At 61.3% G+C, this 13,285-nt stretch carries 14 protein-coding genes and 1 pseudogene; 10 read left to right on the top strand and 5 right to left on the bottom strand.

The window, feature by feature from the left end; translation table 11 throughout:
• Positions 1 to 88 precede the first annotated feature (88 nt).
• From F7R26_RS38655 to F7R26_RS38615, 9 genes are read left to right on the top strand one after another with little or no spacing between them, the layout of a single operon-like run.
• Entirely contained in the window at positions 89 to 532 is a 444-nt protein-coding gene (locus F7R26_RS38655) for a bacteriohemerythrin (RefSeq protein ID WP_150984794.1), read from the top strand.
• 45 nt (positions 533 to 577) lie between these two features.
• Positions 578 to 1,540 carry a PDR/VanB family oxidoreductase gene (locus F7R26_RS38650; RefSeq protein WP_150984793.1) on the top strand — a complete coding sequence of 321 codons (963 nt, stop codon included), beginning with the start codon at positions 578 to 580 and terminating at the stop codon, positions 1,538 to 1,540.
• Between the two features lie 38 nt (positions 1,541 to 1,578).
• Positions 1,579 to 2,880 carry a Rieske 2Fe-2S domain-containing protein gene (locus F7R26_RS38645; RefSeq protein WP_150984792.1) on the top strand — a complete coding sequence of 434 codons (1,302 nt, stop codon included), beginning with the start codon at positions 1,579 to 1,581 and terminating at the stop codon, positions 2,878 to 2,880.
• 30 nt (positions 2,881 to 2,910) lie between these two features.
• Positions 2,911 to 4,179, top strand: coding sequence for a Rieske 2Fe-2S domain-containing protein (locus tag F7R26_RS38640; protein WP_150984791.1), 1,269 nt, complete (start codon positions 2,911 to 2,913; stop codon positions 4,177 to 4,179).
• An 11-nt stretch (positions 4,180 to 4,190) separates the two neighbouring features.
• On the top strand, positions 4,191 to 5,018 hold the full coding sequence (locus F7R26_RS38635) for an SDR family NAD(P)-dependent oxidoreductase (RefSeq protein WP_150984790.1): 828 nt from the start codon (positions 4,191 to 4,193) through the stop codon (positions 5,016 to 5,018).
• A gap of 11 nt (positions 5,019 to 5,029) precedes the next feature.
• Positions 5,030 to 5,974, top strand: a complete 945-nt coding sequence (locus F7R26_RS38630) for an alpha/beta hydrolase (protein ID WP_241754827.1) — start codon at positions 5,030 to 5,032, stop codon at positions 5,972 to 5,974.
• Positions 5,975 to 6,002: 28 nt separating this feature from the next.
• Complete coding sequence (locus F7R26_RS38625) at positions 6,003 to 6,482, top strand: apurinic/apyrimidinic endonuclease family protein (protein ID WP_150984789.1); 480 nt, start codon at positions 6,003 to 6,005, stop codon at positions 6,480 to 6,482.
• Positions 6,483 to 6,502: 20 nt separating this feature from the next.
• On the top strand, positions 6,503 to 6,859 hold the full coding sequence (locus F7R26_RS38620; protein WP_241754826.1) for a TIM barrel protein: 357 nt from the start codon (positions 6,503 to 6,505) through the stop codon (positions 6,857 to 6,859).
• Between the two features lie 57 nt (positions 6,860 to 6,916).
• Positions 6,917 to 7,693 (top strand): MarR family winged helix-turn-helix transcriptional regulator, encoded by a 777-nt coding sequence (locus F7R26_RS38615; RefSeq protein WP_241754825.1) that lies wholly within the window; start codon positions 6,917 to 6,919, stop codon positions 7,691 to 7,693.
• A 106-nt stretch (positions 7,694 to 7,799) separates the two neighbouring features.
• Here the strand turns inward: F7R26_RS38615 and F7R26_RS38610 are convergent, their stop codons facing one another.
• The 5 genes and pseudogenes from F7R26_RS38610 to F7R26_RS38590 all read right to left on the bottom strand — a co-directional run bounded on the left by F7R26_RS38610 (position 7,800) and on the right by F7R26_RS38590 (position 12,157).
• A complete protein-coding gene (locus F7R26_RS38610) occupies positions 7,800 to 8,588 on the bottom strand; it encodes an enoyl-CoA hydratase/isomerase family protein (protein WP_150984787.1) in 789 nt (262 codons plus the stop codon).
• A 157-nt stretch (positions 8,589 to 8,745) separates the two neighbouring features.
• The gene (locus F7R26_RS38605) at positions 8,746 to 10,194 is read right to left on the bottom strand and encodes a DHA2 family efflux MFS transporter permease subunit (protein WP_150984786.1); all 1,449 of its coding nucleotides are present in this window, start codon (positions 10,192 to 10,194) and stop codon (positions 8,746 to 8,748) included.
• An 84-nt stretch (positions 10,195 to 10,278) separates the two neighbouring features.
• Entirely contained in the window at positions 10,279 to 11,133 is an 855-nt protein-coding gene (locus F7R26_RS38600) for a pirin family protein (RefSeq protein WP_150984785.1), read from the bottom strand.
• A gap of 55 nt (positions 11,134 to 11,188) precedes the next feature.
• Positions 11,189 to 11,522 (bottom strand): annotated as a pseudogene (locus F7R26_RS38595) (efflux RND transporter permease subunit); the annotation flags it as partial.
• Positions 11,523 to 11,551: 29 nt separating this feature from the next.
• On the bottom strand, positions 11,552 to 12,157 hold the full coding sequence (locus tag F7R26_RS38590) for an FMN-dependent NADH-azoreductase (protein WP_150984784.1): 606 nt from the start codon (positions 12,155 to 12,157) through the stop codon (positions 11,552 to 11,554).
• 159 nt (positions 12,158 to 12,316) lie between these two features.
• Here F7R26_RS38590 and F7R26_RS38585 point away from each other — a divergent pair, with 159 nt between their 5' ends.
• Positions 12,317 to 13,240, top strand: coding sequence for a LysR family transcriptional regulator (locus F7R26_RS38585; protein ID WP_150984783.1), 924 nt, complete (start codon positions 12,317 to 12,319; stop codon positions 13,238 to 13,240).
• Positions 13,241 to 13,285 lie beyond the last annotated feature (45 nt).

The raw sequence follows: 13,285 nt of genomic DNA, 5'->3' as shown, positions 1-13,285 counted from the left end.
CCACTCAGCATTGATGTATGTCGTATCGCATCTGCGGCGCAGACAGTGACGCACCCTGGCCCGGATGCAGCAGTGATCGAGGAAGCATATGAATCAGTCCCCCGGATTTAAGTGGCATGACGACTTTTCGCTCGACCATCACTCGATGGACCAGACGCATCGGGAGTTCGTCGACTGTGTACACGCCCTGCTGACAGTTGACGACGCCGAACTGGAGCAAGCACTGTACAGCTTCATCGAACACGCGCGTCGCCACTTTGGTGAAGAAGATGATGCGATGCGCGAGTCGGCCTACGGGTCGTCCGGATGCCATATCGACGAGCACACCGCCGTTCTCAATTCGGCGTTGGAAGTGCGCGCAATCCTGAAATCAGGAAAGACCCACGTGGTGCGATCGTTTGCCCATGCGTTGGCAGACTGGTTTCCCGAGCATGTTCGCGTCATGGATCAAGGGCTGGCGCGCTGGCTGATCCAGCAGCAGCTCGGCGGTTCTCCGGTCGTCCTGCAGCGCCGCCCTACTGCTGCCAGCTAATTTTTTTTGCCCTTTAATCTTCCATGGAAGATATTTGGAATTGCGATGGATACGTTAATCAAAGTCAAGGTTGCCGCGAAGACTCTCCTTGCCGAAGGAATCGCCGGCCTCGAGTTCACCCCTACAACAGAAGCCGGACTGCCGGAATTCGAGGCGGGCTCGCATATCGAAGTGCATTTGCCGGGCGGCCTGATCAGGCAGTATTCGCTGTATGACCTGCCCTCCGCGGAGTCGCGATACCGGATTGGCGTGCTGCGAGAACCGGATTCGCGCGGCGGCTCCGCCATGCTCGTCGACACGCTATCTGAAGGCGATGTGCTTTCGATCAGCGCACCGCGCAATCATTTCGCACTGCACAGCGACGACGCAACGTCCCTTCTCTTCGCTGGCGGTATCGGCATCACCCCGATCCTCTGCATGGCGCAGCAACTTGAGCATGACGGACGCGCCTTCGAGATGCACTACTGCGGACGAACGCCGGCCCGGATGGCGTTCGTCGACCGTCTGCAGGTGGAGCGCTTCAGCGACCGTGTCCACGTGCATGTGGACGATGGCCCTCTCGACCAGCAACTCGACGCAGCCGCTGCGATTGGTGCACCAGGTCCTGACAGGCATCTCTATGTGTGCGGCCCCTCCGGTTTCATGAACCACATCCTGGACACGGCGAGAGGACTAGGATGGGATGAGCCACACCTACACCGCGAGTACTTCGCCGCCGAACCCGTTGACAACTCCGGCGATTCTCCTTTCGAGATAGAGATCAAAAGCAGCGGGCAAATCATCAAGGTTGCAGCAGACGAGAGTGCCGCCCACGCGTTGCTCGATGCCGGGTTCGATCTGCAGCTTTCGTGCGAGCAGGGTGTCTGCGGCACCTGCATGACGCGGGTCTTGTCCGGCACCCCCGACCATCGCGATCTGTACCTCACGAGTGACGAACACGAACGCAATGACTGCTTCATGCCTTGCTGCTCGCGCGCAAAGTCGCCACGACTTCTGCTGGACCTTTGAGTCCACGCGCAATTACTACTAAAGAAGAGGAACTCAATATGTTGACCAGGCAAGATAACGAGCTGATCTGCCGGACCGGGCCGGATACCGCGATGGGCAACGCCATGCGTCGATTCTGGCTGCCGGTTGCACAATCGTCCGATATGCCGGCACCGAACGGCGACCCGCAAACCATTGAAGTTCTGGGCGAGCGGTTCGTCGTCTGGCGCGACCAGAACGGTCGCGCTGGCATGTATGCGGAGGGTTGCCTGCATCGCGGCGCGTCGATGCAGCTCGCTCGCGCCGATGGCGACGGCCTGCGCTGCATCTATCACGGCTGGAAGTTCGCGGTCGATGGAACGGTACTGGAAACGCCAAACGTCGCGGACCCGAAATTCAAGGACCGCATCAAGGGCAGGACCTATCCGGTACGTGAAGCTGGCGGCGTCGTCTGGGCGTATCTGGGCCCCAAGGAAGAAGAGCCGCCTTTCCCCCATTGGCCGTTCATGGATCTGCCGGACACCAACCGCATCAATGCTCGCGCGATCGTCAACTGCAACTACGTTCAGGTCATCGAGGGCCTCGTGGACTCCTCGCACCTCACGGTACTGCACAGCTCCGCGTTGGCCAAGACCAATGACTCGGATCTCGACTACGCCAAGAAGACTACGCACATGCAGTTCGACTCGGCGCCGATTATCGAAGCGGACGAGACCGATTTCGGCTTCCACTATGTGGCGATCCGCCAAGGCGAAGCACATCGCATTGCGCGCGTGACTTCGTTCATCACGCCCTGCTTCATCGCCAACGCCAATGGCGACCTGTTGCTGGTTATCGTACCGATCAACGACGAGCGTTGCAGCTTCTTCCATATCTGGTGGGATGCCGAAAAGCCCATCGGAGAAGAACCGCTACGCTCCGAGCAACTGAAGTTCGTCGGCCTCGACGAACCGACGCTGCGCAAGTACGGCATGACCGACGACACCTGGGACACGCCAAACGCGATGTCCCTGGCCAACGGATTCGGCCAGGATCGCCAGTGTCAGCGCGATGGGCACTTCACCGGCTTCGACAGCATCACGCAAGAGGATGCGGCATGCAGCGTCTCCAGCGGCAAGATCCGAGACCGCTCGCAGGAACTGCTGTGCAGCGCCGACGTCGCGATTGGTCGCCTGCATCGATGTCTGCTGGGAGCGGCGCGCGCCGTACGCGATCAACAGGATATTCCCGCGCTGCGGGCACAGATCGATCAAGCCGTCGGCGTGTCAGGCGAGATTGGCCCCGATGAAGACTGGCGCGGGCTGGTGCCGCACCACCGAATCACATCCTCGCCCCGCACGCGTGCGGGGCGTGCCCAATAAGCACAGATTTCTAGAACAAAGGAGTACCGCATGTTGAATCACGAAGACAATGAACTGCTTTGCCGCGTCGGCCCAGGTACGCCGGGTGGAGAGATGATGAGACGCTTCTGGCACCCGGCGTGCACCTCAGCCCAGTTGCCGGAGCCAGATTGCCCCCCCCTTCGCGTCCGGCTCCTGGGCGAGAACTATGTCGCCTTCCGGGACTCGAGTGGCCAGGTCGGCTTCCTGGAGGAACTGTGCATGCACCGCGGCGCATCGCTGGCGCTGGGACGCGTAGAGGAGGGCGGCATTCGCTGTCTCTATCATGGCTGGAAATTCAGCGCTGCCGGCGCTGTACTAGAGACACCGAACCACGCCGATACAAAGTACGCTGCACGCCTGAAAGCGCCTGCATTCCCGGTCCGCGAAGAAGGCGGGGTCGTCTGGGCCTACGTCGGCCCCAAGCACCTGGAACCGGCGTTCTCCCGCTATGCGTTCATGGATGTGGAGCCGAGCCACCGTGTTGTCCTCCGCATCAACGTGGGCTGCAACTACCTGCAACTCGTCGAAGGTGGTGAAGACAGCTCGCACGTGGGTGTGCTGCACACCAACATGGCGCGCCCGGGGTGGAAGGACGACTCGTTTACACGAAATCCTGATGTAACCAACCCGGCAGCACTTGCGTCCAACGATCTGGAGCCGACGCTGAAGATCGAGGATACGGCGTTCGGCTTCCACTATGTCGCGCTCCGCAAGACCAACACGCCACGGGTCCAGAACGCCCGCGTGGTCCCGTTCATCGTCCCGTATGGCCGCATCATTCCCGCGCCAGCGTTCCAGTTCACTGTTCTGGAGGTTCCTGCGGACGATACTCATACCAGCACCTTCCTCGTTATCCATGGGAACGAGCCCGTGAATGAGGACCGCATCATCGAACTGCTTGGCCTCGACAACCCGAACTACTACAACCGGCAATCCTGCACCTTCACTGCCAGTTGGGCGGACTCGTTCGGCCAGGACCGGGCGCTGATGAAGGAGAACTGGACCGGATTGCGCGGCGTGGAGGTGGAAGACGCCGCAATCGGGCTGTCGCAAGGGCCACTCTATGACCGCTCGCGCGAACACCTTGTGCCCGCTGACCAGGCCGTGACGCGCGTCCGCCGTATATTGCTGGAAGCGGTAAAACGCGCCGGCGAAGGTGGGCCGCTTCGCGCGCTCGGTCTCGATTTGCGCGGCGTAGGCGCCTGCGATTCGGAACTCGAGGAAGGCTCCAGATGGCAAGAGCTGCTGCCATCCCATCGTGAAACCCCGGTAGCGTAGCGGAAACAATCATGACAATAGAAAACAGCATTCATGCCACCCCAGATTACCTCTCTCTTTTGCGCCTCGACGGCCGCGGATACATCGTGCTCGGCGCCGGGCAGGGAATCGGCGAGCAAACCGTTCACGCACTCGCACAGGCGGGTGCCAAAGTGCTGTGCGTCGACCGCGACGAGCAGCTTGCCCATGCAATCGCCGACAAGGTGGGAGGTATCCCGTGCGTAGCGGACGCCACGCAGCGATCAGACGTTCAACGCGTCTTCGATACCGCACGCAAGCAGTTTGGACGTGTTCACGGTGTGATCGACATCATCGGTGTTGCAGGCATCAAGCCGCTCGCGGAATTCGATGACGAAGCGTGGGACCGCCAGTTCGACATCGTCGTTCGCCACGCATACCTGGCCATCCAGATCGGCGGGGAGATGATGAAGGCCGACGGGGGCGGCAGCCTCGTGTTCGTTGGCTCGCTGGCCGGCAATCGCGCCGTGCCCAATGAAGTCGTCTACGCCACGTCCAAAGCTGCCTTGCATCACCTGGTGCGATGCGCTGGCGTCGAATACGCACCCTACAATGTGCGCATCAATGCCGTATCACCCGGATTCGTGAGAACACCACGGCTGAACCAACGACTCGACGAATCAGCCTGGCAAACCATCAGTGATGTCATTCCGCTCGGGCGGCCAGCAACGCCAGCGGAGATCGCCGGCCCACTTCTGTTCCTCGCTTCGGATCTGAGCTCCCACATGGCCGGTGAAATCATCGAGGTGGATGGCGGTGTCGGTGTCATGGCCAAGTTCCCGAAGGTCACATTCGGCCCATCAACAACCCCAACGCCTTGATCTAGAGTGCGATGATCTCCTCTCCCAGCGATCAGATCCATCCTTCGCTGCGGCCACTGGCGGCCGCGGCGTCGATGAAGCCTGGCATGGCCCAGCTTAGTCACCACGAATCACGCGCCGAAATGGCCGCGCGTACCGCCGCACGTCTGCCAGGCCCGCATATCGACACGGTCCTTGATCTTTCGATCCCGGGCCCTGGCGGCGACATTCCATTGCGGCTGTACATCCCCAAAGACGCGCCAGGCGTAACAGTTGCATTCCACGGTGGTGGCTGGCTGATGGGCAACCTCGACAGCTTCGATGCTGTTTGCCGGAACCTAGCCAGGGACTCCGGCCTGGCGGTTGTCAGCGTCGACTACCGTCTTGCACCGGAGCATCCGTTTCCGGCCGCCATCGCCGATGCATGGGCGGCGAGCTACTGGGTCGCCCGTCACGGTCATGAGCACGGGTTGAATACCTCCCGCATGGCAGTATTCGGCGAATCGGCGGGCGGAAACCTTGCCGCCGTCGTCTGCCTGCTGGCCAGAGACAACGCGGGCCCCGCCCTGCTGGCTCAGGCACTCGTCTATCCGGCCACCGATGCGCGCCTGCAAGCGGACGCCTTGTCGCGCTATGCGGAAGGATTCATGCAACGCAAGGAAGACGTGCTGCACGCATTCCGCACGTATGCGCTCGATCATGGCGTGCCGCCGTCGGAGTGGAAACTCTCGCCCCTGCTGGCCACAAGCCATGCCGGACTGCCGCCCGCACTCGTGGTCACCGCCGAATGCGATGCCGTACGCGACGACGGCGAGGCCTACGCGATGAAACTTGCTGAGGCGGGCGTGCCCACCACATGCGTACGCTACCAAGGAATGCTTCATACGTTCTACAGCATGCGCGGCAAACTCGATGCCGCCGCGGTGGCCCAACGCCAGGTCGCCGACATGCTGCGAAACGCGATAGCCGGTACCTGAACGTGCCAGCCAGGAACCTGACCAGCCCATGACCTGGAATCTACGCTACGCACCGCATCTCGGTTACCGCCCTCCCTACCAGCCGCTGTTCACGGCATCGGTTGGGAGCGATGACCCCTTCGATCATGTCTCGTTCGCGACAGAGAGGCAGTTCGCAGGAGTTCTCTATGCGGCGGCCCGGATGCGAAGCGCGCCCGAACAGGAGCGTGTCGGTAACGCGCTTGCGCGGCACAGACTTGATGCAGGTTGTATGCTGTACACAGCCTTCGACCAGCTTCGCAACACAAGCTGGGCAACGTCAAGCGCCGACGCCAGGAGATGGATTGAAAATGAGCTTGCGGAAGCCATTGCGGCCACCAAACGGTTGGGCACACGCAGGCTCGCTGTGCTTGGCGGCGCCAGAAATCAGGTTCCGATCGCCCTGCAGCATGCCGCGTTCATCGAAAGCCTGCGCTATGCCGCCGACCTGCATTTGAGAGCAGCGTCGTCCTCTGCCTGCAAACGCTGAGTCGCTGCAGCGCCCCCAGCATGCTGCTCGAGCATATTGACGACGCCTGCGCCATGGCCAGGGCCGTCGACCACCCGTCGGTTCGACTGATCTTCGATACGGCGCACGTCCAGAGCATGGACGGCGACCTGCTATTCAACCTGGAGCGGGCATGGAATTTCATAGAGGTTGTCCAGCTTGCCGACAATTCGGGCAGCCTCGAACAAGGGAGCGGAGAAATCAACTTCGAGAGCGTTCTGCGAACGCTCGTCGATCGCGGGTACACCGGGCTGGTGGAGTTGGAGTATGGGTGGAGCAACCCCGGCATGCCGAGTGAAATGCGCGGGCTCGGAAACCTGCGTCGACTCGATGCCGCGGAAACCGACCCGCCTACCTGATACTGAGCCAACGGCCGGTTCTTTCCTTCGGCCTGGCACGCCGGAAGCAATTTTCACGTGTTTGAATTCACGTACAATGGAGCGCGGCTGGACTTGACGGATCAGGGGCCAGCAAGAAAACTGCATTCTTCCAAGGAAGATAATACGATGAGTTCCGCAGCCGCGAAGCAAACTACCTCCAGCCGGGCCCGAAAAAAACCTGCGTCCGCCACACCGGTGGAATCGGCTCGCAAGCCGCGCGCGCCCGGCAGCAGTCACATCGACCTCATTTCCCTCCAGTGGCAGCACGAGCGAACCGATCTCGACCTCTCGAACTTCCTGCTTGCGATCTACTTCATGCGATTGGGCACGCTCGTCGAGCGGTCATTTGACCGCATGTGTCAGCGCACCTGGGGCATCAAGGGGTCGGACATGCGCGTGCTGTTGGCGTTGCGCCGGGGAGGCCCACCTTATGCCAAGCGCCCAACGGATCTTTATCGCGCGCTGATCGTGACTTCGGGTGCAATCACCAAGAAAATCGATCGACTGGCTGGCCACGGCATGGTCGAGCGCAGGATCGATCCTGGCCACGCGGGCGGCTTCATCGTTCATCTTACGAAGAAGGGACTTGAGACGGTAGAGCAAGCCGTGGAGAAGCTGGCCAACGAATCGTCCATTGCGCCGGCAATGGCGCGCTTCTCGGAGGAAGAGCGTGCTGCTGGCAATGACTTCTGCCTTCGGACGCTGGCATTGATGGAAGAGATGGTGCTTCCCGGGTTGGAAGACGATGAGGAAGACGGGGCATCACGCGCTGCATCGACGCCCTCGGGCCGGCGATCCGCGCGCAGTCGTTGAGCACGTATCGGTCTCGCTCACCTAATCATCGTTGAACCAAAAGCACCCCGATCCTTTCCGGGGTGCTTGGCAGAAGCTCTCGGTATACGGGGAATCCAGACCAGAATCAGCGCCCGAGGAATGTGACAGGTTCAGGTTCCACGCCCCGCTTCATCGCCTCGACACGCGCGGTCCGCCCGCGTCGCGCATCTTCGGTATTGTGCAGGGGCATCGTGAGATCGAGCACCACCTGGTCCGCGCCTGGCACACCACCCGCCGCCCAAGCCTTAAGGAGCGCACGGATGGCTGCATATGAACGCGTAGGGCCGTTCGAAAGCCGGATCGAAAGATCCAACGCCGTTCTTTCCACGTCGTCCTCGGACACCACAAATGCGGCGATGCCTAGCTCGCCGGCTGTAGTGCCTGACATCACCTCGCTTAGCATGACGTAGCGTGCAGCGCGCGCGGGTCCCGCTCGTTCCGCTATCCGCTGCACGCCTCCGCAGACAGGTGCAGTACCGACTGAAGGCTCAATGCAGCAGAATGAAGCGTTGTCTGCGGTCACGATAAAGTCGCACGCGAGTGTGAGTTCGAACGCACCGCCCCACGCCCGGCCACGCACGGCACACACGGTTGGGATCTGAAGCGCCTCGATCTTGCGATACGAGTGATGCATATCGCTGATGAAGGTGCGCCAGGCATTGAATTCCTTGTCGATAAAGTCGAGGATGTCGCCGCCTTGACTGAAGTTCGGGCCTTCCGCACGGATAAGAAGAACCCGGATCTCCGATTCACTGGCCTCTTGAATGGCCTCGCTCAGGCTTTCGGAGAAATCGGTGGCAATAAGGTTGAGCGGCGGGTTCCCCAACACGATGTGCCCAACGGAATCGTGACGCTCGAAACGAACAGGTTTCATTCAGGTTTCCTTCTGTGTGACGTGGGTTGCCAGGTTCGGTGTCAGCGTTTGCTGGCCCGATACACTCAAAAACATCTTACGAGGAAGATCATAGAAGATTTTCCGGAGAAGGCAACCCCGTTCCGGCCTTCATCCTAAGCAAAGTCCACAGGCCTGGCTAGGAGGGACTAGCGGGGGACGTCGCACCCCGCGCCTGGCCGTGCGAGTGTGTACGCACAAAGGTCCCGGCTAGCACAGAGGCCATTGCCGCCGCAACGGCCCCGAGCAGGAAAGCGACGTGGTAGCCACCATTGAGCGCCGTCATGGCATCGGCACCCATAGCGGCCAAGCCATCGGTACGCGCGGCCGCCAGACTCGCCAGGATGGCCAGGCCCAGCGCGCCGCCCATCATGAACGAGGTGTTGACCACCCCCGACGCCAGGCCTGACTCCTCGGGCGCCACACCGCTCATTGCGGCCAGCAACACCGGGTTGAAGGCAAACCCCGCGCCGAGGCCAAGCAGCACCATGGCCGGCAGCACGTCCAGCAGGAAGCTGCCATCGGTCGGCGCACGCGCAAACAGCGCCAGCCCGGCTGCCGCCACCAGCAAGCCCAACGACAACGGCGTGCGGATCCCGAAGCGCATCACCAGCCTGGCGGACACCCCCAATGAGAACGTCGCCATGATGATGCTGGCCGGCAGGAAGGCCAGCCCCACTTGCATTGCGCTGTAGTTCAGCACGCGCTGCATATACAGCGCCGAGATGAAGGACCACGCGAACAGCGCAGCCGCCCACAACAATCCCACGACGTTGGCCGTAGCCACATTGCGCAGCGTCAGCATGCGCAGAGGCACGAGCGGATGCGATACGCGCGATTCGATAACAAGGAACGCCATCACGATCACGATGGCAATGCCCAGTTGGAGAATCGTTTGCGCTGACGTCCAGCCGGCTTCGTTGCCGTGCACGACGGCGTACACAGCCAGCATCAGCGATGCGGTAACCGTTATGGCACCCGCCACATCCAGCTTGCCGCGATTGGCCGGCGCCTTCCCCACGGGCAGGAGCGCCACACACGCGCCATACACCGCCACGCCGATCGGCAAATTCACCAGAAAGATCCAGTGCCAGCTCCATGCGCTGGTCAGCAAACCACCCAGCAACACGCCGATACTGCCACCGCCTGCACCCACGAACCCGTAGATGCCCATCGCCGTGGCGCGGTCTGCCGGCGAGGTGAACAGGTTCATGATGAGCGACAGCGACACCGCCGACACCAACGCGCCACCTAGCCCCTGAACGGCCCGCGCCGCAATCAGCAACCCCTGTGAGTTCGCCATTCCACACGCAGCAGAAGCCAACGTGAACAGCGCAATGCCGAACAGGAACAGCTTGCGATGCCCGAACAGATCACCCAGCCGCCCGCCCAGCAGCAGGAAGCCGCCGAAGGTCAGCATGTAGGCGTTGACCACCCACACGAGCGAAGTTTCGTTGAAGCCCAAGTCTGCACGGATGGACGGCAGTGCGACATTGACGATGGTCGTATCCAGAACGATCATCAACATGCCCAGGCAGAGCACAATAAGGGCAAGCCAGCGCTTGTGCGCGTCGATGCCATGTGTCATGGAATTGCTCCTAGCTGAAGCTATACGGCTTAGAACCGCGAGGCGAAATTGAGTGGAGTCGCATCGCGCCACGAGGGCGATCGATCAGCCCAGCACGCCCTTGGCGCGCAGCTCGTGACCAATACGCTTGATCTCGCGCTCGCCCTCGATTAGCGCCGAGGGGGTGGTATGCACCGAGTAGTAGCCAAGGTGGAGATCATGTGGGTGTGGAATTGCGGTACCAAGCACGAAGCGCGTACTGGTCAACGCTTCGAATTCGAGCGCCGCGTCCGACTGGTCGAATACGGCCAGCTCCCCTCTTTCGACTCGGTCTGGCGTGAGTACGGCGCCGTCCATCACTGCGACCCAACCGACCCGGTAGCCCTGCGGAGGCTGGTAAGTCCAGCGCTGGCCAGCCTCGAGATGTACAACGAAATAGTTGACACCCGAGGGTGCATCGATCGGGCTGACTGCCTCGCCACTGCGGCCGAGCAGCACACGCGCCGGTCCGTCCGACGGGATGTCGCGGACCGAAAGATGTTGGCTGAAAGCGGGAGCCAGTTCCCGCTCTGGCGGCAGGGCGACCCACAACTGGAAAGCCTTGATTGGGGGCACGGCGAAGCCGGAGTGCCAGACGCCACGGCCGGCGCACATCCATTCGATGTCGCCAGCAACGATCTTTCCTTCGTGGCCGGTCGATTCGGCATATCGACCTTCCCCCTCGATCGCCAGTGTCAACGTGGCGATGCCAGAATGCGGATGCCAACCGAAACCCTGTTCCCCGATCGCCTCCTGCGTATCGATGAGATCAAGAAATACGAACGGCTTGATCATCTTGCCAACGTCGCCGGGACTGACCATGCGGGCGACCGGACCATGCGCGAGGCCGCGCGTGCGGAAGATAACGTTGCGGCCAACACCGCCGAAGGCTGTGGGCGAATTCTGGATGACGGCATTCATGGGATGTTCTCCAGGTGATTGACTTGTTATTGGCGCGGCACTGTGACGCGCGTTGTCAGGCAGTTGGCATTGGCGGGCATGGTTGGGTACCTCCTCTCAGGAATTGGAGAGCGCCGCTCGCGATTTCCGGGCCCGGTGCTTTCGCTATCGCTTCACGCATGTCCGTGCTTCCCGCAAACATGTACATGGCCGGCACCAGAAACAAGGTCGGCAGCGTGCCGATACCAAGACCAGCGAAGATCACCAGCCCCATGTCGTGGCGACCTGCCGCTCCGGCACCGGTCGCCCACACCAATGGCGCTACCCAGCACCATGGCCGCGGTCGTCATGAGGATGGGACGAAGCCGGACTGCCGCCGCCTCCAGGATCGCCTCACGCTTGCCTGTTCCGCATGGGGATTCTCCCGTGCGGTGCCACCTCACGCGGCGAGCGCGGCAGTCCCTTGCTTCGCCGAGGCGATGGCGCCACTGCGCGCGTCCGGCCCCATTGCTACACCTTCCGCACGAATGAAGGTGATATCGGTGATGCCAAGGAAACCGAAGGCGACCTTCAGATAGGTTTCCTGATGATCGAAGGCGGCGGCGGGCGAGCCCTCGCTGTAGACGCCACCGCGCGACGAGGCAATGACGAGCTTCTTGCCGCCGCACAAACCGACCGGGCCATGCTCGCCATATCGGAACGTCTTCCCGGCGACGGAGATACGGTCGATCCAGGCCTTCAGTTGAGAGGGAATGCCAAGGTTGTACATGGGCGCGCCGATGACCACGATATCGGCTGCCAGAAACTCCTCGAGTGCGATTTCCCCCATGGCAACATCGGACTTCAACGCGTCGTCGACCGGAGCACCTTGCGCGGCCGCGAGGTGTGCTGCCGTCAGATGGCCGATTGGTGTGGCGGCAAGGTCAAGGTGCGTGACTGCAAGGCCGGGATCACGGCCGAGAAAAGTCACGACGACATCTGCCGACAAATCACGGCTGACAGAGCCTTGGCCGAGGATGCTGGAATCTACGTGTAGCAGTTTCATAATGTTTTCTCCGAACGGGGTGACTGATTGAGCGCTTCGGCCGAAATCGAGCTTGGTCTCACGGCCGCTTGCTATCTGGTGACTCAAGTATGGGTAATAGATCCGCTTCACACTAGATGGTAGGATTGGATTTGATTCATCCATTTTTGGAGCAATCCAATGCTCGACCTGAATGACCTTACTATGTTCGTCCAGGTGGTACGTGCCGGCAGCTTCTCCGAGGCGGCGAGGCGTCTGCGCATGCCGGCCAATACGCTGAGCCGGCGCATCGATCAACTCGAAGGCCAACTGGGCACACGTCTGCTGCATCGCTCAACACGCAAGCTCGCGCCAAGCACGGAAGGTCAGGCCCTGTTCGAACGCTATGCCCCAGCGCTTGACCAGATCCTCGAGATCGGGCGGCTCCATGAAGATGCGCAGGCACCGTCCGGCGTGGTTCGCGTTACCGCGATGGCTGGCCTGTTCGAATTCTTTCGACTGGAATGGTTGGCCGAGTTCTACGTGCGCTATCCACACATCAGCATCGAGTTTCTGCTCGACGATACGCCAACCGACCTGATCGCCGAGCGCGTGGATCTGGCGTTGCGCATGGGCATCGAGACCGGTAGTGGCTTCAAGGTACGTCGGCTGGCGCCAAGTTCAATGATCCTCGCGGCGAGTCCGGCCTATCTGGAAATACACCCTGCACCACGCATGCTGCGTGAACTATCCGAGCACGACTGCCTGACGATTTCCAGTCGCCAAGGTCGCAGCACGTGGCGCCTGCAGGGCCCACGCGGCACTCAGGAGGTGTCGATCAACGGCCGGTTCACGGTCAACGACATGCGAGTCCTGGTGCAGGCTTGTACGGCTGGCCTGGGTATTGCACTACTGCCGCAACTGATGGTTGAGCCCATCATCGCACAGGGAAAATTGGTGCGCGTGCTACCAACCTATCGACGCGCTAGCACGGGCCTCGGGCTTCAACTCGTCTACACGAGCCGCCCGCCAGTGCCGCCTGCGGTAGCAGTCCTCGCTGAATTTCTCGTGGAGAAACTGGAGGGTACGGTGATAAATCCCACACAGAACCATTCCGGCCGATAGATCCGCCTGCCTGCCAGCCAGACTTTCTGGAGGCGGCGATACCCC

The sequence above is a fragment of the Cupriavidus basilensis genome, assembly GCF_008801925.2.
In the GTDB taxonomy this organism is placed as follows: Bacteria; Pseudomonadota; Gammaproteobacteria; order Burkholderiales; family Burkholderiaceae; genus Cupriavidus; species Cupriavidus basilensis.
The sequence above is the reverse complement of the archived record's forward strand: the minus strand, read 5'-3'. Positions and strand labels throughout refer to the sequence as shown.